The sequence below is a fragment of the Vibrio sp. YT-17 genome (genome assembly GCF_033337375.1).
Taxonomy (GTDB): Bacteria; Pseudomonadota; Gammaproteobacteria; order Enterobacterales; family Vibrionaceae; genus Vibrio; species Vibrio alginolyticus.
Window position 1 is genome coordinate 27,146 of record NZ_JAWOQP010000030.1, and the last position, 22,863, is coordinate 50,008.

Annotated in this window: 18 protein-coding genes; 12 read left to right on the forward strand and 6 right to left on the reverse strand. The window is 43.9% G+C overall.

What is annotated here, in order from left to right; genetic code table 11:
• Window positions 1–114 precede the first annotated feature (114 nt).
• Window positions 115–1,551, forward strand: coding sequence for a 16S rRNA (cytosine(1407)-C(5))-methyltransferase RsmF (rsmF, locus tag R7F67_RS21285; protein ID WP_054576877.1), 1,437 nt, complete (start codon window positions 115–117; stop codon window positions 1,549–1,551).
• A 282-nt stretch (window positions 1,552–1,833) separates the two neighbouring features.
• Here the strand turns inward: rsmF and R7F67_RS21290 are convergent, their stop codons facing one another.
• Window positions 1,834–2,667: a S1 RNA-binding domain-containing protein gene (locus R7F67_RS21290; protein WP_054576876.1), complete on the reverse strand. Its 834-nt coding sequence runs from the start codon at window positions 2,665–2,667 to the stop codon at window positions 1,834–1,836.
• A 192-nt stretch (window positions 2,668–2,859) separates the two neighbouring features.
• Between R7F67_RS21290 and R7F67_RS21295 the strand changes: the two genes are divergently transcribed.
• Window positions 2,860–4,212, forward strand: coding sequence for a hypothetical protein (locus tag R7F67_RS21295; protein ID WP_005377421.1), 1,353 nt, complete (start codon window positions 2,860–2,862; stop codon window positions 4,210–4,212).
• A gap of 33 nt (window positions 4,213–4,245) precedes the next feature.
• Here the strand turns inward: R7F67_RS21295 and R7F67_RS21300 are convergent, their stop codons facing one another.
• A complete protein-coding gene (locus tag R7F67_RS21300) occupies window positions 4,246–4,743 on the reverse strand; it encodes a DUF4442 domain-containing protein (protein ID WP_005377418.1) in 498 nt (165 codons plus the stop codon).
• A gap of 372 nt (window positions 4,744–5,115) precedes the next feature.
• Here R7F67_RS21300 and R7F67_RS21305 point away from each other — a divergent pair, with 372 nt between their 5' ends.
• Both R7F67_RS21305 and R7F67_RS21310 read left to right on the forward strand, forming a co-directional pair.
• Entirely contained in the window at window positions 5,116–6,174 is a 1,059-nt protein-coding gene (locus tag R7F67_RS21305; protein WP_047102331.1) for a 3-deoxy-7-phosphoheptulonate synthase, read from the forward strand.
• Window positions 6,175–6,195: 21 nt separating this feature from the next.
• Entirely contained in the window at window positions 6,196–6,678 is a 483-nt protein-coding gene (locus tag R7F67_RS21310) for a YajQ family cyclic di-GMP-binding protein (RefSeq protein WP_005377415.1), read from the forward strand.
• A 101-nt stretch (window positions 6,679–6,779) separates the two neighbouring features.
• On the opposite strand, the gene R7F67_RS21315 is transcribed toward R7F67_RS21310, so the two are convergent.
• A complete protein-coding gene (locus R7F67_RS21315; RefSeq protein WP_005377406.1) occupies window positions 6,780–7,700 on the reverse strand; it encodes a bifunctional precorrin-2 dehydrogenase/sirohydrochlorin ferrochelatase in 921 nt (306 codons plus the stop codon).
• Between the two features lie 460 nt (window positions 7,701–8,160).
• On the opposite strand from R7F67_RS21315, the gene R7F67_RS21320 reads away from it, so the two are divergent.
• The 5 genes from R7F67_RS21320 (at window position 8,161) to R7F67_RS21340 (ending at window position 13,402) form a co-directional block, all read left to right on the forward strand.
• The gene (locus tag R7F67_RS21320; RefSeq protein ID WP_005377403.1) at window positions 8,161–9,189 is read left to right on the forward strand and encodes an amino acid ABC transporter substrate-binding protein; all 1,029 of its coding nucleotides are present in this window, start codon (window positions 8,161–8,163) and stop codon (window positions 9,187–9,189) included.
• 218 nt (window positions 9,190–9,407) lie between these two features.
• Window positions 9,408–10,613, forward strand: a complete 1,206-nt coding sequence (locus R7F67_RS21325) for an amino acid ABC transporter permease (protein ID WP_005377402.1) — start codon at window positions 9,408–9,410, stop codon at window positions 10,611–10,613.
• 1 nt (window position 10,614) lies between these two features.
• Window positions 10,615–11,712, forward strand: a complete 1,098-nt coding sequence (locus R7F67_RS21330; protein ID WP_005389988.1) for an amino acid ABC transporter permease — start codon at window positions 10,615–10,617, stop codon at window positions 11,710–11,712.
• 23 nt (window positions 11,713–11,735) lie between these two features.
• Window positions 11,736–12,485 carry an amino acid ABC transporter ATP-binding protein gene (locus R7F67_RS21335; protein WP_017634609.1) on the forward strand — a complete coding sequence of 250 codons (750 nt, stop codon included), beginning with the start codon at window positions 11,736–11,738 and terminating at the stop codon, window positions 12,483–12,485.
• A 248-nt stretch (window positions 12,486–12,733) separates the two neighbouring features.
• Complete coding sequence (locus R7F67_RS21340; protein WP_017634610.1) at window positions 12,734–13,402, forward strand: Bax inhibitor-1/YccA family protein; 669 nt, start codon at window positions 12,734–12,736, stop codon at window positions 13,400–13,402.
• Window positions 13,403–13,478: 76 nt separating this feature from the next.
• On the opposite strand, the gene R7F67_RS21345 is transcribed toward R7F67_RS21340, so the two are convergent.
• Window positions 13,479–13,853 carry a chromosome partitioning protein ParB gene (locus tag R7F67_RS21345; RefSeq protein ID WP_005377398.1) on the reverse strand — a complete coding sequence of 125 codons (375 nt, stop codon included), beginning with the start codon at window positions 13,851–13,853 and terminating at the stop codon, window positions 13,479–13,481.
• 908 nt (window positions 13,854–14,761) lie between these two features.
• On the opposite strand from R7F67_RS21345, the gene R7F67_RS21350 reads away from it, so the two are divergent.
• On the forward strand, window positions 14,762–15,091 hold the full coding sequence (locus R7F67_RS21350; RefSeq protein ID WP_005377396.1) for a TusE/DsrC/DsvC family sulfur relay protein: 330 nt from the start codon (window positions 14,762–14,764) through the stop codon (window positions 15,089–15,091).
• Between the two features lie 2 nt (window positions 15,092–15,093).
• Here the strand turns inward: R7F67_RS21350 and yccX are convergent, their stop codons facing one another.
• On the reverse strand, window positions 15,094–15,366 hold the full coding sequence (gene yccX, locus R7F67_RS21355; protein WP_017634611.1) for an acylphosphatase: 273 nt from the start codon (window positions 15,364–15,366) through the stop codon (window positions 15,094–15,096).
• 90 nt (window positions 15,367–15,456) lie between these two features.
• Here yccX and R7F67_RS21360 point away from each other — a divergent pair, with 90 nt between their 5' ends.
• Together R7F67_RS21360 and R7F67_RS21365 are read left to right on the forward strand one after the other, a co-directional pair.
• On the forward strand, window positions 15,457–16,860 hold the full coding sequence (locus R7F67_RS21360; RefSeq protein ID WP_318057333.1) for a methyl-accepting chemotaxis protein: 1,404 nt from the start codon (window positions 15,457–15,459) through the stop codon (window positions 16,858–16,860).
• A gap of 160 nt (window positions 16,861–17,020) precedes the next feature.
• On the forward strand, window positions 17,021–18,214 hold the full coding sequence (locus R7F67_RS21365; protein ID WP_054574168.1) for a class I SAM-dependent methyltransferase: 1,194 nt from the start codon (window positions 17,021–17,023) through the stop codon (window positions 18,212–18,214).
• 52 nt (window positions 18,215–18,266) lie between these two features.
• Here R7F67_RS21365 and R7F67_RS21370 read toward each other — a convergent pair.
• The coding region (locus tag R7F67_RS21370) for a Calx-beta domain-containing protein (RefSeq protein ID WP_318057334.1) at window positions 18,267–22,863 on the reverse strand (4,597 nt) is incomplete at its 5' end.

A 22,863-nucleotide genomic window follows, 5' to 3' on the forward strand; every position in this document is an offset into this window, starting at 1 on the left:
ACTTTAAAAGAGCAGCAATCGCTGCTCTTTTTTATTGCTCGGCCCTTGTCACTATTCGTTTCTGCTTCGCTTTCGTATATTATTTGCCACAAATTCTGCAAACGAGATCCCACATTGCATCCTAATGTTTACATCCCAGACGCGTTTCTGGAAAAAATCCAAACTATCCTTCCAGCTCACCTCAACATGGAAGACTTTATCGCATCGTGCCAAAAGCCACTGCGCAAGAGTATTCGAGTTAATACGTTGAAGATCAGCGTTGAAGCGTTTTTAGAACGAGCAGAAACAAAAGGCTGGAAGCTTTCTCCCGTGCCTTGGTGTGACACAGGTTTTTGGATTGAAGCGGATGAGTCAGTTGTACCATTAGGCAACACAGCAGAACACATGTCTGGCTTATTCTACATTCAAGAAGCCAGTTCTATGATGCCGGTATCGGCTCTGTTTATGAATGATGAATCTTACGATACCGTGTTAGACACCGCAGCCGCTCCAGGCTCAAAAACCACTCAAATTGCAGCTTTAATGAACAACGAAGGTGTACTTGTGGCCAATGAATACGCCGCAAGTCGTGTAAAAGTACTGTACGCTAATGTGGAACGTTGTGGGGTACGTAACGCCGCACTAAGTAACTTCGATGGACGCGTTTTTGGCGGTTGGCTACCAGAACAATTTGATGCGGTTTTGCTCGACGCGCCTTGCTCTGGAGAAGGCACCGTTCGCAAAGACGAAGATGCGATGAAAAACTGGACGCAAGCTTCCGTACTCGACATCGCTGACACACAGAAAGATCTTATTGAAAGCGCCTTCCATGCATTAAAGCCCGGTGGTGTGATGGTTTACTCAACATGTACGCTCAGTACAGAAGAAAACCAACAAGTTTGTCATCACTTGAAAGAAACCTTTGGAGATGCTGTAGAGTTTGAAAGCCTTGAGAACTTGTTTGAAAACGCAGAGGCAGCCCTAACTGAAGAAGGCTTTTTGCATATTTTCCCACAGGTCTACGACTGTGAAGGGTTCTTTGTTGCAAGAATTCGCAAACTGGCTGCTGTTGAGGCGCCAGAAGTCAAAAAGCGCATGGGGAAATTCCCCTTTGCTAAAACTTCAAAAAAAGAATCGACAGAAATTGCTCAACAACTCCAAAGCGCGTTAGGTATTAAACTTCCAAATGACAGTTCTGTATGGCTTCGCGATAAAGATGTCTGGTTATTCCCTAATGCTTTAGAAGCGATGATCGGCGAATTACGCTTCTCCCGTATGGGTATAAAGATCGCGGAAGCCCATAAAAATGGCTACCGTTGGCAACACCAAGTCGCGACTGCCCTGGCGACAGGTTCTGAAAGCAACGCCATTGAACTCAGTATTGAAGAAGCGCGCGAATGGTACATGGGGCGTGATGTTCGCCCACAAACCATTCCTGAGGGAATGAAAACAGGTAAAGGCGAAGTGCTTGTCACCTATCAAGGCGCAGTTATTGGCCTTGGCAAGTGGGTAAGCAACCGAATAAAGAATGGTCTCCCTCGCGAATTAGTACGAGATAAGAACTTATTTTAAAGAAGTAGCGAATCATAAATAAATGAAAAGCCATCGTATTTGCGATGGCTTTTTAATTCGTAAGTATGAAAGCAACTGGGCTCGCTAGCGATCCGGATACGCTGTACTAAACTAGTTGTATCAAAGTAATGCTTTGATGTGGCATTTCTCTCTATGTTCACCAACAAAATTATTGTTGGACAAGTTTAGCGCAGGCTCTGCGGAGCCGTTTCCCCTAGGCCCAAAAAAAGGAAAAGTTTGGGCCGTTTTTTTGGCTGCAGATCCGCTATACGTGAGTTAGGACTACGCTAGACGAATACCGTCTTTCTCAATGACAATTTTACCCTGCTTGTATAAGCCACCGATGGTCTTTTTATAAGTCCCTTTACTTGTGCGGAAAGCATCAAAAATCGCTTCAGGAGACGACTTGTCATTCAAAGGCAAAAATCCGCCTTTCTTCTCTAGCAGGTCAAGGATCTTACTAGAAAGATCGTCCATTTTCGCCACACCGACTTTTTGTAGAGCAAGGTCGATTTTGCCATCTTCACGAATGTGCTTAATAAAGCCTTTCAGCTTTTTACCGATGTAAAGCTTACCAAAAACATCCGATGGGAAAATCATGCCCCAATGCTTACCGTTAACGATAGCTTTATAACCAAGTTGACTACGCTCTGCGATGATCAAATCAACTTGCTCGTTAACTTCATAATTCGCTGGAGTTTTATCTAACCATTTATTGAACTTAGTCGTACCAACAATGCGACCTGACGCTTTGTCGGTATAAACATACACTAAAATGGTTTGTCCGGCAGAGAAGCGAGTGCGTTGCTCACTAAAAGGAATCAGTAAGTCCTTTTCTTTGATGCCCCAATTTACAAAAGCACCTGTCGCATTCACACCCTCAATCTTCATTAAACCCCACTCACCCACTTGGGCAATTGGTCTTTCAATGGTCGCAGCAAGTTGGCTTTCTGAATCGAAGTACAGAAATACGTCTACATACTCACCAATTTCAGTACCCTCTGGTACATACTTACTAGGTAGTAGAACAGAACCGTAATCATCGCCATCCAGAAATACGCCAAAATCAGCCTTTTTAATGACTTCTAAGCTGTTAATTTGACCAATTTTAATCATTGATTTTGTCTCTTTTTAAATTTACGTGGAATTATACCTAAACTAACAAGAAAATCAGAGAGAAAAGCATAGTGCTCTGTTATGCTGTTGTCGTTCAGCTATATGCCCCAGTCACTCTTTTAGCACTCTTATACTTACCTGCTCAACGGAACGCATAAGTTAAGAATGCTTTAGCAAAGTCAGGAGCTTTCTTTGGTCACCGTCGATAAACAAGACTCAATAACATTAAAAATCAGTCATGCACTCGCAAAGAGCAAAAGTGTCGACCTAGATATTTACTTTTTTATACCTGGTGAGCTTGGTTTAAACGCCGATATCATCAGTGAATCCGAATTTTATTACACCTCAATCACACAGCAACGATCTTATTACAGTACTGAAATCCTTCTTCCGCTAGTACACAGTCGACTTGCCAAACGTGGACGCCTGTCGAATCAGCAATACCGAGTAAGTTTGAGTTTGTTCGCTTACCAATACGTTATCGCGCTAGACAAAGCGGTAGCAAGTTTAAACAAGCATGAGAACAACTCCGTAACGGAAGATGAAGTGGACGAAGTTATCGAGCTCACGCTTGAGATCTTAAAGCGCTTGCGGCGTTCTATTCCTTATGAAGAGAACTTAAAACGCTACTACGTTAACATCGATAACTATCTGTCTTGGTATACCGAGCAAAAGTTCCTGTCACTGGTGGCCCATCTACCACGTGAAGGCGACTATGGCACGATCAAAAAGCGTCTGATCACGCTATGTGAGAAAGAGCAAGCCCATCGTAAACTCAACAAATACAACTCATCAAGAGTCGTTGAAGACGTTACTCGCCTATCTAACAAAATGCGCTTGCTAAGGCGATTGATTGAACACCCTATCGTGCTTCGTGAAGAAACCATATCGATGGGTAACAACATTAAGCGCGCTATCAAAGGTATTGCAACCGGTTTAGTGATGGTTGTCGTGACCTCGACCGTGATTCTCGCTCGCGATTATCTGGGGGAAATTTCTGCCTCATTCATTATCGCGATGTCTTTTATTTACGCTTTACGAGAAATCTTTAAAGATGATTTACGCGATGCCATGTGGCGATGGATCCGTAAAGGCAAACCAAAATGGCGTAAGAAGTACGTTGATCCAACGACGAAAAAAGTGGTTGGCAAAAAATTGGAGTGGCTCGATTATCGTACCTTAAGTAGCTTGCCGGATAAGATTCAAAGAATACGTAAAAAACGCGTCGTTCAACGTGAAGAGCAGATTCTTCATTATCATGAGAAAACCGAAATGGCGACCTCTCTTTTCTTGAGTGGTTACGAACAAACGAGAGAAACATTGAACATCAGTTTGCGCCCTATCATCCGCTTGATGGATAAAAGCTCAAACCGAGTTTACCGTTTAAATGAAGGTCAAGTAACCAAAGAGTCAGTAGAGAAACGTCATTTGCTCAATGTGATTGTCAAAGAGGACAACCACACCGATGAGCCTGTTTATTACCGCTGGAAAGTGGTCTTAAATCGCTCCAAAATCGTCTCTATCGAGAAGATTGAACTCAATTAAGCCAACGCCTTTAAACAAACGAGCCACAAACCACTAGGCAGCCTCTTTTCTTTGTTGGGCTGCTTTTTTTATCGAAAGAGTAAGCGAAAATTCAGCCATTGGCTCGTCACCATGTAAGTTAGGACACAGCGCGACAATTTTTACGTCACGATTTACTCGTTCACCCGTTGCCAAGGTGTGCTCGAGCATCTCATCAATGACATGACCATCGTTACAAACAAAGTGCACATCGGCTTCCGGGCGCTTTAAAAACTCGGCTTTCACACCTTTAAATGCTAGCGAGATCGCTTCTCCCTTTTCTTGCGCTTTACTCATTGCAAGAAAACCACCAGCAACATCAGCGCCAACGGCTAAAGCGCCGAAATACATGCTATTCAGGTGGTTCTTCGTTCTTCTGCGCAATGGGATACGAACCTCAACATGCTTGCTATCTATCGCAATGATTTTAGGGTGGCAAAGCCAAATCAGCGGCACTTTCGAAAAGCCAAACAGATTTAGATACAAATTCGCACGACGTAGAGCTGATAACATTTTGGTCTCCTTACCAATCTAGTCAGACCAGTTAATCAACGAAAGAAATAGATGTCAAAGAAATGTTAACAAAAGCTCGATCTCACGAGTTATTTAACCCTCATGAAGTGACGGCGTCACCCGTGAGGTATGAAGTTTATCGCAGTTACTTAGATTACCTTACAGCGAGATAGATAAAATGGTTATAAATTCAAATGTATATATATTGATTTAATGATCAAGTTTTGTCATTTATACATAAGTCATTTAAATGAATACCTACACCTTTGTATACAATTCGGTATTTCCTGGCGAAGATTCCCGTGAAACGGTTTATTCCTGCCTGTAATTCCGTTATCTTTACCCCTTCGCAATAGAGAATAAAGCTATAACATGCCTATAAAAACAGATGAATTGAGAACCCAGCCTTTGGGTCCAATGCCTACCCCAGCAGAGCTAGGTAGTGTACATCCTATTACGGATGACGTTGCAGACCGTATCGCTCAATCTCGTCGTCAGATTGAAAACATTTTATCGGGTGAAGACGATCGCCTTCTTGCGATTGTAGGTCCGTGTTCTGTTCACGACACTGAAGCTGCCATTGATTACGCCACTCGCCTGAGTGAAATCCAAGACAAGTACAAAGACGAACTGTTTATCGTGATGCGTACTTACTTTGAAAAGCCTCGTACAGTAGTTGGTTGGAAAGGTTTGATTACGGACCCTAACCTAGATGGTTCTTACGCACTTGAAGCTGGTCTTCATAAAGCTCGTAAACTACTACTGGATATCAACAAGCTTGGTCTTGCGACTGCTACTGAGTTTCTTGATATGATCACTGGCCAATACATCGCGGATTTGATCACTTGGGGCGCGATTGGTGCTCGCACAACGGAATCACAAATTCACCGTGAAATGGCGTCGGCACTATCTTGCCCAGTTGGTTTCAAAAATGGCACAAATGGCAACGTAAAAATTGCAATTGATGCAATTCGCGCATCGAAAGCATCGCATTACTTCTACTCGCCAGATAAGAACGGTCGAATGACGGTTTACCGCACAAGTGGCAACCCTTACGGTCATATTATTCTGCGCGGTGGAGAAAAAGGCCCTAACTTTGATGAAGCATCAGTCAAACAAGCATGTGATGCTTTAGCTGAGTTTGGATTGCCACAACGTTTGGTTGTGGATTTCAGCCATTCAAACTGTCAGAAGCAACACAGAAAACAAATCGACGTAGCTCAGGACATTTGTAACCAAATTAAGTCAGGCAGCACTCGTATTGCGGGTATCATGGCTGAAAGCTTTATTCTTGAAGGCAATCAGCCAATGACTGACATCAATAACCTAACGTATGGTCAGTCTATTACAGATCCATGCCTAGGTTGGGAAGACACTGCTACAATGCTAGATATGCTGGCAAGCGCTGTTAAGTCCCGAAAGTCCCTATAACAAAATAATCAAGGAATCTTCATGCCATCGTTTGATATTGTTTCTGAAATCGATACGGTTGAACTACGTAACGCCGTTGATAACGCTAACCGTGAATTGTCTACTCGTTTCGATTTCCGCAACGTAAATGCGAGCTTTGAGCTAGTAGAAGAAAACGTAAAAATGTCTGCGGAAGGTGACTTCCAACTTAAGCAAATGCGCGACATTTTACGCGGCCACTTAGCGAAGCGTAACATTGACGCGAACGCAATGGATGCACAAGACCCAGACGTTACTGGTAAAAACTGGCACCAAACTCTGCTTTTCCGCCAAGGTATTGATACTCCAACGGCGAAAAAAGTAGTGAAACTTATCAAAGACGCAAAGTTAAAAGTACAAGCCTCTATTCAAGGCGACAAAGTACGTGTTACTGGTAAGAAACGCGACGACCTGCAAGCGACAATGGCAGCGATTCGTGAAGCAGAGATGGGTATCCCATTCCAGTTTAACAACTTCCGTGATTAATCAATCTGAGAAGTAAATAAAAACGCCAGCGCATAATCCGCTGGCGTTTTTTATTGCCTTTAGTGTAACGAACTACGTATCCACTTTAGCATTTGGCATTGCTAGATAACTAAGTCCTGCCCTTGCAGCAATACGAATTCGCTCGTTCCTTGTGGTATGAACACGCAAATTCGAAGCTTTTCAGCTTTAGCCTTAGCCAGCATATCCGAAAGCTCAGCAGCGCTCGAGAAAGCTTCTCTTTCTGCATCTCTTCGTATTAGTTCTAACACATTCGCTTCACATCGAGTTGAGTACAGAGCCAGCTCCGCTTGTTGCATATAGCGTACGGCTTTTATTGGCAACATCTCAACATCTTTCCCAACATGAACCCAAGTACAACTTCCCTTTTCATCTAAAGGTGTTGCCATGGTCGCTTGGTAAATTGCTTCTAACTCACGATTATCTCGCGCGTTTTCCACCTCGGGATTCGAGAAGAATTGCTCCCAAAACTTGCGGCGTAAATCGACACTAGGCAGCGCCTCTTTAATTGAGTTTCGCTTTGAGTTAGCAAAATCCGCCATCAACCCCATGTTTTGTGGCAGTATCGATTCAAGTTTTTCACGGATGTTTCGAATTAAAACTGGCGAAGCTCCACCACTAGAGATTGCGATTTGGATGCGGCCACGATTAATCATAGACGGCGTGATGAAATCACAATAAGGCTTATCATCCACAACGTTAACCAAGATGCCTAGCTCTTTAGCATCTTTGTACACTTGGTGATTTAGCTCAGGATTGTCTGTCGTCGCCCACACTTGAACAAAGTTTTTAGTGACAATGTCACTCGAATAGAAACGTTGTACCCAGCGCAGTTGATGCTCAGAAGCAAGCTTAGACAGAAAATCAACCAACGTCGGAGAAACGATAGTCACATCCGCCCCAGCCTTTAGCAACGCTTCCACCTTTCGGCTTGCCACCTCACCGCCACCCACGACGAGAACGGGTTTATTAATTAAATCTAAGAACAGAGGAAAATATCGCATTTCAATCCATGATTACTCTAATTAGCTGTTGTAGACCATGCTACCAAAAATGGGGCAAGCTCATCACCCTGTTTCGGTATCACAAATAATTTTTGTTTGAATTTTTACTGAACTTCACCTTGCTCAGCTAATGACAGTTTTAATAACAACTTTTTATTCTTTTGTATTGTTCACTCTTCTATTGATTGTTCTGATGCACCAAATTGTCCATGAATTGCACTATTTACAAACAATTAACATTTCGTCATTCTAAATCTCAAGGCACTTTGTAAGTTCTCTCAAAACTTCATTTAAATTATATATTTGAGAATTAACAGATCCTTTCCTACGCTTATAACTGGTTGATCTATCGAATGCCGTTTCTTCGAAAATCAATCACGTAGGACGATAACTCTAACGAATTGGACACGTTATTTCAGGTCACTCCTGATTAAACATGGATCATACAGGAAGGATACAAATGGCAAATAAACTCACAGTTCTTGCTTCCGTCGTAGCGGCTTCTACTGCGATGATGGCAACATCAGCTCAAGCAGCAGACACTACTCTGGACAAAGTCACAAAACAAGGCTTTCTTACTTGTGGCGTAAGTACCGGTCTACCTGGTTTCTCTAACCCTAACTCAAAAGGCGAATGGGAAGGTATCGACGTAGAATATTGCCAAGCACTGGCTGCAGCCGTTCTTGGGGATAAAACGAAAGTTAAATATGTACCCCTAACCGCAAAAGAACGTTTCACTGCGCTTCAATCTGGTGAGATTGATGTGCTTTCCCGTAACACGACCTGGACTCTCCACCGTGACACTGCACTGGGCCTAAACTTCGTAGGTGTGAACTACTACGACGGTCAAGGCTTTATGGTGAAGAAGGAACTTGGTATATCAAGTGCTAAAGAGCTTGATGGTGCGTCGGTATGTGTTCAATCAGGTACAACAACCGAGCTAAACCTTGCAGATTATTTCCGCAACCAAGGCATGGCGTACAAACCTGTGGTATTCGACACAGCGGCGCAAACTTCGAAAGGTTTTGATGCGGGACGCTGTGACGTATTAACAACTGACCAATCTGGCCTTTATGCACTACGTTTGAATTTGAAAGATCCGTCCTCTGCGGCCGTTCTTCCAGAAATCATCTCTAAAGAGCCACTAGGTCCAGTCGTTCGTCAAGGCGATGATCAATGGTTTAACATCGCTAAGTGGACATTGTCTGCGATGATTAACGCTGAAGAATACGGTATTAGTTCGAAGAATGCGGATGAAATGCTGAAGTCAACAGATCCAAACATCAAGCGTATCCTTGGTGTTGATGGCCCTAAAGGCAAAGGGTTGGGTATCCGCGACGATTGGGGCTACCAAGTTATCAAACAAGTTGGTAACTATGGTGAAAGCTTCGAACGTACAGTCGGTACTGGTTCGCCGTTAGAAATCTCTCGTGGCGTTAATGCGCTATGGAATGCAGGCGGCTTTATGTACGCGCCACCAATCCGATAGAAAGAGTTAATCAGGGCGGTTCATGCCGCCCTTTTTCTTGATTATATCTCACTGTATGAGTAAGGATCGCTCATTGGATGGCGAAAAGCGCTCGCTTTGTGGAACGGCTTTAAAGGTTCGTAAGCCGCTAGACATGAGAGCGTTATTCTTTAGCCAGCAAGGACGAAACTTCGTTATACAGGCCGATATCTATAACTAAGGTTTGAGGTTATCGCTGTATGAAACCGACACAAGATGCATCGCCAAGTACGATGTCCAAACCAAGCGGAAGCAAGAGCCTGATTTATAATCCTGCCTTTCGTTCTGCTATTTTCCAGATCATTGCCATTGCTGCACTGGTATTTTTCTTTTACACGATTGTAAACAACGCTCTCAATAACTTAGATGCTCGTGGTATTGCAACGGGCTTCGGTTTTCTGAATCAAGAAGCCGGGTTTGGTATTGGGTTAACACTAATTGAATACGATGAAACGTACTCTTACGGTAGAACATTTATCATCGGCCTTCTTAATACGGCGTTAGTCTCCGTATTAGGTATTATTTTGGCTACTGTGATTGGCTTTACCATGGGGGTTGCCCGCCTTTCTTCTAACTGGTTAGTTAGTCGTTTAGCGGCAGTTTATATCGAAACTTTCCGAAATATCCCCCTTCTTCTGCAAATATTCTTCTGGTATTTCGCTGTTCTTCAAGCATTACCCTCACCACGCCAAAGCTTAAGTCTTGGTGAAGCTATTTTCCTGAACGTTCGTGGCTTATATTTCCCTGCACCGACTATGGAACCCGGCAGTAGCTACGTTATTGCCGCGTTAATCTTCGGGGTAATCGCAAGCTTATTAATTAATGTATGGGCGAATAATAAGCAACGTCTCACTGGGCAACAAACCCCAATGGGAAGAATAGTTTTGGGTTTAGTTGTTGGCCTTCCATTGGTTGTGTACTTCCTTGCTGGTATGCCAATTTCACTGAATTATCCTGAACTAAAAGGGTTTAACTTCCGAGGTGGTATTAGCATTATTCCTGAATTGGCTGCGCTACTTTTGGCATTGAGTGTTTATACAGCTTCTTTCATTGCTGAGATTGTTCGCTCTGGTATTAATGCGGTTAGTCATGGTCAAACCGAAGCAGCGATGTCGCTAGGCTTACCACGCTCGAAAACTTTAAAGCTTGTTGTCATTCCTCAAGCGTTACGAATTATTATTCCACCTTTAACCAGTCAATATCTCAACCTCACCAAAAACTCATCGTTAGCGATGGCGATTGGTTACCCAGATCTTGTCTCTGTGTTTGCTGGTACTACCCTGAACCAAACGGGACAAGCGATTGAGATCATTGCGATGACGATGGGCGTGTACTTGACATTAAGTCTGATTACGTCTGCATTAATGAACTTGTATAACCGTAAAGTCGCGCTGGTGGAGAGATAATATGAGTACTCATCAATTTCAACCGGATCTCCCGCCACCCGCCAATACTGTAGGCTTCGTTGGTTGGATGCGGAAAAATCTATTTAATGGCCCTATCAATTCCATTGTTACTGTCATTCTTGCGTATATTGTCGTAACTGCAATATGGTATATCGTGGATTGGGCGTTTATTAACGCAGACTGGATTGGCTCAACGCGTGACGACTGTAGCCGAGATGGTGCTTGCTGGGTATTTATCAGCGTGCGCTGGGAGCAGTTCATGTATGGTTTTTATCCAGAGTCCGAACTATGGCGCCCTCGCCTGTTCTATATCACATTAGCCATATTTACTGTTTTACTCGCGTATGAGAAGACACCGAAACGGATGTGGATTTGGCTTTTCTTCGTAAACATCTACCCATTCATCATCGCTGGACTTTTATACGGTGGTGTCTTTGGACTAGAAGTGGTAGATACACACAAGTGGGGTGGACTACTCGTTACGCTCATTATTGCGCTAGTTGGTATCGTAGTTTCATTGCCAATTGGTGTGGTGCTTGCGCTTGGTAGACGTTCAGAGATGCCGATCATTCGCAGCATTTGTACCGTCTACATTGAAGTTTGGCGTGGCGTTCCTCTGATTACGGTTTTGTTCATGGCTTCGGTTATGCTTCCATTGTTTATGTCTGAAGGCTCAGAGACAGATAAACTGATTCGCGCCCTTATAGGTGTGGTTATGTTTGCCTCCGCTTACATGGCAGAAGTGGTACGCGGTGGTCTACAAGCCATTCCGAAAGGTCAATATGAAGCCGCTGATGCGCTTGGGTTAAGTTACTGGAAAAAGACTGGGCTGATTATCTTGCCACAGGCGCTAAAGATTACTATTCCTTCTATCGTGAACACCTTCATCGGTTTGTTTAAAGACACCAGTTTGGTACTCATCATTGGCATGTTTGACGTACTCGGTATAGGACAAGCAGCAAATACCGACCCTGAATGGTTAGGTTTTGCTACAGAAAGTTATGTATTTGTCGCGTTAGTGTTTTGGGTATTTTGTTTTGGCATGTCGCGCTATTCGATATGGCTTGAAAACAAACTTCATACCGGTCACAAACGATAACTCATCAAGATCAAGGACGTATTATGACGCAACAACAAGACTACATGATCCAATTGAAGGACATGAATAAATGGTATGGTGAGTTTCACGTACTAAAAAATATTAACCTCGACGTTAAGCGCGGCGAGAAAATCGTTATCTGTGGTCCATCAGGGTCGGGAAAATCAACGATGATTCGCTGTATTAACCGTCTTGAAGAGCACCAAACAGGCAGCATTTACGTCTCTGGTACGGAATTAACTGAAGACTTAAAGAACATTGAAGCAGTACGCCGAGAAGTGGGCATGTGCTTTCAACACTTTAATCTCTTCCCTCATTTAACCGTACTGGAAAACTGTACGCTCGCGCCTATCTGGGTGAAGAAGATGCCAAAAGATGAGGCAGAAGCAGTTGCGATGAAATATCTGGAACGTGTAAAAATTCCAGACCAAGCGGAGAAGTATCCCGGTCAGTTGTCTGGTGGTCAGCAACAACGCGTGGCGATTGCTCGCTCTTTGTGTATGAACCCTAAAGTCATGCTTTTTGATGAGCCAACATCTGCACTCGACCCGGAAATGGTTCGCGAAGTACTGGATGTAATGGTCGAACTCGCCGAGGAAGGCATGACTATGCTTTGTGTGACACATGAAATGGGCTTTGCTAAAGAGGTTGCCGATCGCGTGATATTCATGGACGCAGGAGAGATCATCGAAGAAAACAACCCGGTCGATTTCTTTGAGAATCCTCAATCGGATAGGACCCAAAACTTCCTAGCGCAAATCTTACACCACTAAGATTTAGCCGAATCGACATAAAAAAGCACTGGTTTCTATGAAGCCAGTGCTTTTGTTACTAAATTCAAAAATCTGTGTGAGAATCAACATAGCTATGCTAGGCAGTAATATTGTGTTACAAGTTGCCAAATACATAACATCTTATTTCCATTATCATTTTATCTAGGATATGCATGAAAAGGGCTTGATTTTTTGAACTTTCAGCCCCATAAATGTACCAATAGTAAACTCCCTTATTGAGGATAATTATGAACAGTCCAATGTTTACTCGTTCAACAAGTGTTCCTAATACACTAGAAACTAACAAAGTACTGAAAAACACTTACTTCCTACTGTCGATGACACTGATGACCAGTGCTATCGCAGCAGTCGCGACTATGGCAATGCAAATTTCACCAATCATGGCAATTGTGATGCAGGTTGCAGCGATTGGTATTTTGTTCTTTGTTATGCCAAAGGCAATCAACTCATCATCTGGTATCGTTTGGACATTCGTTTTCACGACTCTAATGGGTGGTGCTTTAGGTCCAATGCTTAACTACTACGCATCAATTCCAAACGGTCCTACTATCATTGCTCAAGCTCTAGGTTTGACTGGTATGGTGTTCCTTGGCCTATCGGCTTACACCATTTCAAGCAAGAAAGATTTCTCTTTCATGCGCAACTTCCTGATGGCAGGTTTGATCATTGTGATCGTTGCAGCGCTGATTAACATCTTCGTTGGTTCAACAATGGCTCACCTAGTAATCAGCAGTGTTTCTGCACTCGTGTTCTCTGGTTTCATCCTATTCGATACAAGTCGTATCGTTCGTGGTGAAGAGACAAACTACATCAGTGCAACAATTTCGATGTACCTAAACATCCTTAACTTGTTCACTAGTCTGCTAAGCATTCTAGGCATCATGAACGACGATTAATCGTTTCTCGTTAAGTAGAATAAAAAAGCCCGAAGGTAATTCCTTCGGGCTTTTTCTTTGTGTGCAATTCAGTGTATTACGCCTGCTCTACTGACAACTCTATAACTTCGTCAGCTTCTGGATTTTCTCTAAAGCGTCTCACTTTGATCGTTTCCTCTCCTAACATGATTTGCTTGGCGATTCGGTGCATACCGTCAAAAACACGATAGTCACTGGTTAAGATTACCGGATACGACAAATCAGCATTGTTGATTCGTTGGCAATGTTTTGCAATTTCACGGCAGGTTGGCTGTGGCCCTTCATGACTAAACCAAGTCACTTCATTTGGGCCTTTGATATCATCAATCGAAATTTCTTCTACAGGTAAGGATTCTGCAAGTTGCCAAATACGCTCGATGGACCAAGTGGATTTTACATTGTCATTAATCTCAATGTAACGTTGTTTCGACATGACTAACTCCTTGTCATCATTGTTGTTTCTAACCTGAATACAGGCTTTCATTAATCCAATGAGAATATCGGTCTATGAAAACAAACACAACGTTTAAGCTATTAATTCTCAAACAATCGCTATATCGCTTGTATGAGCGCTTTATAATCACCTCTCTCAGTTTGTAAACTGATTTCAAGGTATAACTTGTCTTAATTCAAACCGCGACTTCGCAATCGCTCATCGACTGATGACAAGAAGCAAAATACTCCAAACGCAACCCACCAATAACCGAACATCTTGAGCGCGGGCAACCAGACTACTGATTTACCAGCTACGCTAAAAAATATGTAGGCCGACATCATCGGTGTCACTAACATGACTCCCCAAGTCAAAAAAAGTAACGGCCCATAGATGTACTGCAACCAAGCATACTTCGGTTTTATAGGATTATGTTTTACAAATCCCGTCAGACATAGAAAAGAGAAAATGCTAAAGCATGCTTGCAGTACCGCCCATCCAATGGAAACGAAAAGATTCGACCACTCCATACACTCCTGAATTGCTCCGTGTTGTTGTTAAGCATGGGTGAACATAACGATTTTTTTCAATTTATTCTTTTGATTTAAAACTAGTTTATATTCGTTGTGATCGACTTATCTAAAACAATAAATATAACTGACAAATCAATCACACCAAGCGAATTGCATAACAATGCAAAACCACCGATATCAACCCCGAAAATTTTCTAACAACACGAATAAAAAAACAAACTTATGCTTAAAATATAATTTAAGAGTATTCAGTTATAGGCCACTACTTTGTACGCTTTTGATTCGCTCGATACGACTTCGAGATTCTTTTGTTGAGAACATTCTCGGCTGTCGCTAATCTATAAACATCCATGTTTACTTAACGGATAAAACGTTATGTTCGTTTACAACGGCAAAGAAATTGAAACGGATGCTCAAGGCTACTTATTGGATCATACTCAATGGGAAGAAGGTATGATTGAGCTTTTAGCAAAAGAAGAAGACATCGAGCTTACGGATGCTCATTTGGAAGTTGTGCATTTTGTGCGAGACTTTTATGAAGAGTTTAATACCTCCCCTGCAGTGCGTATGCTTGTGAAAGCGATGGAAAAAGCGCACGGCCCAGAAAAAGGTAACAGTAAGTATCTATTCAAGCTGTTTAAAAAGGGGCCAGCCAAACAAGCAACCAAATTAGCCGGCCTACCAAAGCCAGCTAAATGCTTGTAGATTCATAAAATTTTAAAACCGCGTAACGGCTTATACGACGCAGGTTCCTGCATCACATGCTCTACTGTTGCCGTTCGCGGTCCTTCTTGTAACCATTCCGAAAACGCAACTATTTGCGCGTCTGTTCCACACGCCATCACTTCAACATCACCATTGTTTAGGTTCTTCGCATAACCTGTTAACCCTAGCTTCAATCCTTGATGGGAAGTATGGTAACGAAAGCCCACGCCTTGAACATGACCTTTTACTATAAATCTCTCACACTTTACGTTCATCTTTGTACCGCTTCTTTTTACTGAGTGATATATTCTTTTCGTCTATTCACCCCACTAAGGATAGTGGGTTTTTGCACGGTTATTATAATTATGAAAGAAATTCCATTCCACTGGATTGATAAGTATCTCATTCACTTAAAGATTCAAGAAAAGTTCTATTTGCTCTTCGTTCTCCCTCTTCTTGCTTTAGTCATTCTCACTCTCGTCCTTAATAGCGCGGCTAATACACTGATCTCAAGTATGTACCAAGAAGAGCTCATGCTTATGAAAGGTCTGATAGAGGCAGGCAACCTTTCTCAATCTCAAGTAGCAAGCCTCATAGCGGGTTCAGAAACCGTTTCTATTGGCTCAGGGCCGCAATCCGTGTCAGTTTTAAATGGTGCGTACAGCTTGGTTGCAAACCATGAACTTTCTTTATGGACTGCCCTATCAACGACTCAAGTGAGCATCATCTGTGTGAGCTTGTTTATTCTCGCTCTTGGCGTTTACTACATCATGACGTTTATTGGCGGCGCGATGTTCACGATGAACAAAGCATTAAACACTCTTGCTGGTGGCGACCTAACTGCGAGAATGAACTTCTTCCCTGTTCGCGACGAGTTTAGTGAAATTGCTATTACGATAGACAAAGTTGCAGAACGAGAGCAACAAATGGTGCTGTCGATTCAAGAGTCTGTGGCTTTAATGCAACAAATTAGCTCAGATCTGAATCAATCGATTCATCACAGTTCAGATATTTCAGCGACTCAGCAGGAACACCTCAACTCTCTTGCGAGTGCAACTGAACAGATGGCATCAACGATTCGAGAAGTCGCGACACTAGCTCACGATTCAAGCACGCAAACCGATGATGCACGTAACGTGGCTCAGTCTGGACAAGTGAAAGTTGAGAATACGCTTCACTCGATTTCGAACCTTTCTAATGAGATTCAATCTGCGTCTCAAGCCGTTGCCGAGTTAGATGCCAATGCAGCACAAATTGATGAAGTAGTGACAACAATCAATGGGATCTCCGAGCAAACCAACCTACTTGCTCTGAACGCGGCTATTGAAGCTGCACGTGCTGGAGAACAAGGTCGTGGATTTGCGGTCGTTGCGGATGAGGTTCGCGCTCTTGCGGGACGCACTCAGCAAGCGACAGTTGAAATCCAAACGATGATTGAATCATTACAGCGTAACAGCCAGTCGCTTACTAAGCTGATGGAAGTGACAGTTAATAATGCAAATGAGGGACAAAACCTCATGACGGAAGTGAATCACGAAATCGGCTCTTTGGCAGATAAAAATCAAACTATCTCCGACAGTAGCATTCAAATTGCAACAGCAGCTGAAGAGCAAGGTGTAGTCGCGGACAATATCGCCTCAAGCGTTGAAGAAATTCGAGTTCAAGCAGATAACGTGTGCAATATGATAAGCACGACTTCACAAAACGTTGATCAACTGCGTAAGCAAAGCGACACAATGGAAGCACTACTTACTGGACTTAAAGCATAGCAACGGAATCTATTACAGCAAATTCAAATAAAAGGGTCACTTTAGTGACCTTTTTGTATTTAAAAGTCACTACAATGTACTGGATTGCCGAGGGATATTGCTTTTACCATTCACATCCCGGACAATACGCCCCTTTCAAAATTCAACAAGAGCTAATGAAATGACAGCTGCTATCTATTTGGTTAAAGGTCGTGAGAAATCGGTCAAGCGCAAGCACCCTTGGATCTTCTCTCGAGGCATCAACAAAGTTGAGGGCGAACCTGCTCTTGGCGAAACGGTTGATGTATTCACTCACGACGGTAAATGGCTAGCTAAGGCGGCATATTCGCCAGCTTCGCAAATTCGTGCTCGTATTTGGAGTTTTGATAAAGAAGAAATCGACACCGCGTTTTTCGTTAAACGACTTAAAGACGCACAACTTCTTCGTGAAGACATTATCGAACGTGATGGCCTTACGGGTTATCGCCTTATCGCAGCAGAGTCTGACGGCTTACCAGGCGTTACGATCGACCGTTACCAAAATTTCTTTGTGTGCCAACTTCTCAGTGCTGGCGCAGAACACAATAAGCAGGCTATTGTTGACGCTCTGGTTGAGTGCTTCCCTGATTGTAATGTGTACGAGCGCTCTGACGTGGCCGTTCGTAAAAAAGAAGGTTTAAAAGAGATCACGGGCGTCTTGCACGGCGAAGAGCCACCTAAATCGGTCGTCATCGAAGAAAATGGCGTAAAGATTAGTGTAGATATCGTTGGCGGACACAAAACAGGTTTCTACCTAGATCAACGTGATAGTCGCCAGCAAGCGATGAAATATATGAAAGGCAAAGAAGTTCTTAACTGCTTCTCTTACACAGGTGGCTTCGGACTTTACGCTCTAAAAGGTGATGCAAAGCGTGTGATTAACGCTGACGTGTCACAACCTGCTTTAGATACCGCAAAATTCAACGCAGAACTAAACGAGTTTGATATTTCGAAGAAGCGTGCCGTGTTCCTAAATGCAGACGTGTTTAAGCTGCTTCGTGAGTATCGTGATCAAGGAACTCAGTTCGATGTTGTGATCATGGACCCACCGAAGTTCGCAGAGAGCAAAGCACAACTAAACGGCGCATGTCGTGGTTACAAAGACATCAACATGCTAGCAATGCAAATTCTAAAACCGGGCGGCACGCTACTGACCTACTCTTGCTCTGGCTTGATGGATCAAGTTCTGTTCCAGAAAATCATCGCTGATGCAGCCGTAGACGCTAACCGCCAAGTAAAGTTTGTGGAGCGTTTTGAACAAGCCGCTGACCACCCAACCGATACAGCATATCCAGAAGGTTTCTACTTAAAAGGTTTTGCATGTAAAGTGCTTTAGGCTACGAATAAGTAAGACAAAGCAGAAGAAAAGGGCCTACTGGCCCTTTTCATTATGGCTCTAAGTTAACCTTAGTTAGTGCGGATAACACATCTCTCTCAAAGTCCGCATTTCCCACGATTAAATCACTAAACTCTGTCGCCCCGTTTTCTATTACGATAGTTTGAATTGAGTTTCCATCGTTATGGGTTATTTCTAGAGATAAGTCATCGCCATCAATGTTCAAGTCAATACTATTAAGAAGTTCTTCTATCGTATTGTGCCCTGCATCTTCAACGACTTCACTCAGATCTAAGGTGTCCAAATCTCTCTCAAAACCTCTAATTAGATCTGTTCCTGTATCCAAGGAGTCGTTGACCCATTTAAAGACATCTGCCTCGTTATCATTACCGATCAAGATGTCATGACTTACGTCTACTTCAGCTTCAATAATATTTGCAGAGCCATTACTTGAAGCATTTACTCCTCCGTTTTCATCAATAACGAATTGCAGGGTATTCTCACTTTGATCGCCATCGTTATCCGTCAATACATAATCGAAGTCTAACGTTTCAACTGTATCACCCACCGCACCATAAAATGCATACGCACCATCGTTTAGGTCGATTTCCAGAGTATGTTTGCTGTCGATATAGATAGTAAGCTGCATCGTTGTGTCGTCAAATGCATGCGAAATACCATCGTTATTGTCAGTTACTATTAGGTCTGTACCATCAAACGAATAAGTGACACCGTCATGTTCTATTTCGCTAATATAACCACCATCTGCACCAATACCTGTATCTGGAGAAGTGGTATACATCAAGTTCCCCCCAACAGGTTGAATCACTGACTGCAACATAACCGGAGGTAATTGAGTTACGTCAGGAACCACAACACCATCAAGGTCTTGATTCAAAAAGCCATCATATGCTACGCGATCTAATTGCTCCGGCATAAGATTAACGCCCATACCATACGCTAGGGCTGTTATCTGATTATCAGGATCGGTTAGGTGATCAATCCAACTCTGCTCGCGAGCGTCGTTTATAAATGATGACGCAGGGTTTGGCTGACCATCTGACAAGAAGTAACTAACATTCGACGCACTGGTTAACTTACCTACATCATCCCATGACTGTTTTGCTTCATTTAGCGCGTTGTTATAGTTAGTCGCGCCACCCGCAGTTAGCGTCTCAATATACGCTTTGGCCTCCTCGACCGTCAGCCACGTCGCAGCACCTATAGCGTAAGTGGATGCTGTACTGCTATAAGTAATAATTTGAACTCGCGTTTGACCGATAGACTCATATTGATTCAATAACTGAGTTGCCGAATCTTTCATTATCTGCAAGCGATTATCCGTTCGCATAGAACCCGAGACATCCATTATGAGCTGAACGTTGGCACTTTCTTTAGTTTCTGCAACTACATCGTGAATAATAGATGCAGAATCTGGTGAGTCATCTTCCACAATAACGTTGACCGTTGTGGAGTTAGTAAGGCCACGAGCATTCGAGACAAGCACAGGCACCTCAATATTTAAGGTGTCTTCTCCAGATGGGTTGGAGTGATCAATCGGACCAAGAAGCTCCGTAGATACCACTCCAGTATCATTGACTGATATTTTGATAACCTCTTCACCGTTCGCTGAACCGATAAGCATTTGGTCGTTATTTGATAACGTCCACGTTACAGAGATCCCGTTACTAGTAAGAGCTGTAGATGGTTCACTGAGCGTAACAGAATCAACGGTTTGACCCAGCGTCAATTGTTCTACATCAGAACTCGAGTCAGTTGTGTCATCAAAGCCGTTTAGAGCAGAGTCATCAGCAATGGCGTTGCTTAAGCCTTCCTCAGAAACGTTTAGTGTTACACCTTCTACGATTGGTGGGGCGTAAGGGTTGACAGAAAAGTACCCCGTTTTACTGTCGCCATCATTATCAGTAATCGTGTAGTTAAAATCGATATCCCCATCGCCATAAGGTGAGGTCAAAGGCAAGTATTGGAAGAACTCCCATTTTCCAGTGCTAGGTGTAAGTTGAACTTCGAATGCAAGCTCTCCATCAGCCTCTGCAATCAGTCTATTAGAGTTTTGTGGATCGACGTATATCAACACGTCTTTACCATCTAGAGTCTCTAAACCAGCCTCACCTCCATTTAAGACTATAGAACCAGGGCCATCAGCTCCATATACAGCACCGAGGTTCCCATCCGCACTAGCAATTGGCACGCCAGAGTACGCACCTGTAAAGGTTATTGATTTAACGGTAAAGTCACTGTTGTCTTCAGTATCCGGGCCATTGCCATTACTGGTCGCCTCGAGGATGATTTTATCAAAGCCTCCCTGTTGAACATTGAAATTTGCCGCGTAATCACCACTGCTTGCGTCAGAGCTGAACGATTGCTGAGCAATTAATACACCATCTCTATAAAAAGATGCGATTCCTTTCTCAAGTTCACCACCAAACATTTTCTCAAATTCTATTTCTGCTCCGTAAGCAACTTTATTGCCTAAGTCTATGATTAACTGCTCTGATACACCCTCATTACCCGCGAATCGATAATCGACTTCGTTTTCTAATTGGAAGCCGTTGTTACCAGAACTTTTAACGCCAATCCCTTCTGATGATTGATTGATTTCAGCTGTTCCCAGCATCACAGATTCGTCAGACACAAAACCGTTTGCAGTCACAACAACGTCCCCAAATGTTCGACTGGTTGCATCTGCCTCACTTCCTGCAAAATCTATGCGCCCTGTCAGAACGTTAGGTGCACCAGTAAGCGACACATCGACGGGTTGAACAACAACAGGCACGTATGGGCAATCATCTTCAACGGCCACATTTAAGCTTTGAGATGTTGTTGTTTGTCCATCACTTACAGAAATCTGTAAATCAAAGTTGATGATGTCTTCCACATCATTAACAGGATGATCAAGTGGCTCAAACAGAGTAATAGTATAGTCCCAAGAGCCTTGACCTGAAGCTGAAGGCTCGCTCAGCACAACAGTAGCAACAACGCTCAGGTGAGCAGTTTTCGCAGTCAGCGTTTGAGTACTGTTGTCCCACGTCCACGATATAGGCTCCCCTCCTGATGTTAGGTTGTTAGGACCTGCCAATACCACTGAAACATTCGCCGTGTCTGGATCGGCAACTGTGAATGTTCCTGAGAAACTTGCGGAGTTAGTAGTGTCTGAAGGTGATCCTGTATTATCAGGGATACCATTAGCTAAACCTTCTTCCGAAACAACTGCATTCACAACATTTGAAATAGAAGGAGGAGCATCATTATCAATAATCGTTGCCGTACCGGTATCGCTGCCTTGCACTGCACCAATGCCGGTTACTGTCACGCTGAAATCTTCAGGGCCTTCATAAACAGCGTCATCAATGGAAGCGATACGCACATCAAACTCAGTTTGCCCTGCTGGCACGGTCACCACACCATCGTTTGGCACTGTCACCCAACCACTTCCGGTGTTGTATTCCAAGGTACCTAAGTCACCGGCTTCGGTGTCACCCAAGTTCAGGCCTAGTTCGACTTGAACTGTAGACTCGGCGGCGTTCGACAACGTTACTTTGAAGTTCGCTGTCTCACCCTCATTAATCGTACCAGCGTCTGAAATAGTCACATTCGGGCGGTCATCATCCGGATCGGGGCCTGGCCCCGTGCCGTCATCCACTATCGTCGCCGTACCGGTATCACTGCCTTGCACTGCGCCAATGCCAGTCACCGTCACACTGAAATCTTCAGGGCCTTCATAAACGGCGTCATCAGTGGAAGCGATGCGCACATCAAACTCAGTTTGCCCCGCCGGCACCGTCACCACGCCATCATTTGGCACTGCAACCCAACCGGAGCCTGTGTTGTATTCTAAGGTGCCTAAGTCTCCAACTTCGGTGTCACCTAAGTGCAGGCCTAGCTCGACTTGAACTGTAGACTCGGAGGCATTCGACAACGTCACTTTGAAATTCGCTGTCTCACCCTCATTAATGGTGCCAGCGTCTGAAATAGTCACGCTTGGACGGTCATCATCCGGATCAGGGCCCGGACCACTGCCATCATCCACTATCGTTGCCGTACCCGTATCGCTGCCTTGCACTGCGCCAATGCCAGTCACCGTCACGCTGAAATCTTCTGGGCCTTCGTACACCGCGTCATCAATGGAAGCAATACGCACATCAAACTCGGTTTGCCCCGCCGGCACCGTCACCACGCCATCGTTTGGCACTGCAACCCAACCGCTTCCCGTGTTGTATTCTAAGGTACCTAAGTCACCGGCTTCGGTGTCACCTAAGTTCAGGCCTAGTTCGACTTGTACTGTAGACTCAGAGGCGTTCGACAGCGTCACTTTGAAGTTCGCTGTCTCACCCTCATTGATGGTGCCAGCATCTGAAATAGTCACGCTTGGACGATCATCATCCGGATCGGAACCCGGGCCACTGCCGTCATCCACAATCGTCGCCGTTCCCGTATCGCTGCCTTGCACCGCCCCAATGCCAGTCACCGTCACGCTGAAATCTTCAGGGCCTTCATAAACGGCGTCATCAATAGAAGCAATGCGCACATCAAACTCGGTTTGCCCTGCTAGCACCGTTACTACGCCATCGTTTGGCACTGTCACCCAACCGGAGCCTGTGTTGTATTCTAAGGTGCCTAAGTCTCCA

What these genes read in the sequence shown, in the direction of transcription:
- R7F67_RS21290 (WP_054576876.1), bottom strand. Translation starts at nt 2,667, where the DNA reads ATGATTAAAATTGGTCAAATTAACAGCTTAGAAGTCATTAAAAAGGCT.
- R7F67_RS21300 (WP_005377418.1), bottom strand. Translation starts at nt 4,743, where the DNA reads ATGTTATCAGCTCTACGTCGTGCGAATTTGTATCTAAATCTGTTTGGC.
- R7F67_RS21305 (WP_047102331.1), top strand. Translation starts at nt 5,116, where the DNA reads ATGCCTATAAAAACAGATGAATTGAGAACCCAGCCTTTGGGTCCAATG.
- R7F67_RS21310 (WP_005377415.1), top strand. Translation starts at nt 6,196, where the DNA reads ATGCCATCGTTTGATATTGTTTCTGAAATCGATACGGTTGAACTACGT.
- R7F67_RS21315 (WP_005377406.1), bottom strand. Translation starts at nt 7,700, where the DNA reads ATGCGATATTTTCCTCTGTTCTTAGATTTAATTAATAAACCCGTTCTC.
- R7F67_RS21320 (WP_005377403.1), top strand. Translation starts at nt 8,161, where the DNA reads ATGGCAAATAAACTCACAGTTCTTGCTTCCGTCGTAGCGGCTTCTACT.
- R7F67_RS21325 (WP_005377402.1), top strand. Translation starts at nt 9,408, where the DNA reads ATGAAACCGACACAAGATGCATCGCCAAGTACGATGTCCAAACCAAGC.
- R7F67_RS21330 (WP_005389988.1), top strand. Translation starts at nt 10,615, where the DNA reads ATGAGTACTCATCAATTTCAACCGGATCTCCCGCCACCCGCCAATACT.
- R7F67_RS21335 (WP_017634609.1), top strand. Translation starts at nt 11,736, where the DNA reads ATGACGCAACAACAAGACTACATGATCCAATTGAAGGACATGAATAAA.
- R7F67_RS21340 (WP_017634610.1), top strand. Translation starts at nt 12,734, where the DNA reads ATGAACAGTCCAATGTTTACTCGTTCAACAAGTGTTCCTAATACACTA.
- R7F67_RS21345 (WP_005377398.1), bottom strand. Translation starts at nt 13,853, where the DNA reads ATGTCGAAACAACGTTACATTGAGATTAATGACAATGTAAAATCCACT.
- R7F67_RS21350 (WP_005377396.1), top strand. Translation starts at nt 14,762, where the DNA reads ATGTTCGTTTACAACGGCAAAGAAATTGAAACGGATGCTCAAGGCTAC.
- yccX (WP_017634611.1), bottom strand. Translation starts at nt 15,366, where the DNA reads ATGAACGTAAAGTGTGAGAGATTTATAGTAAAAGGTCATGTTCAAGGC.
- R7F67_RS21360 (WP_318057333.1), top strand. Translation starts at nt 15,457, where the DNA reads ATGAAAGAAATTCCATTCCACTGGATTGATAAGTATCTCATTCACTTA.
- R7F67_RS21365 (WP_054574168.1), top strand. Translation starts at nt 17,021, where the DNA reads ATGACAGCTGCTATCTATTTGGTTAAAGGTCGTGAGAAATCGGTCAAG.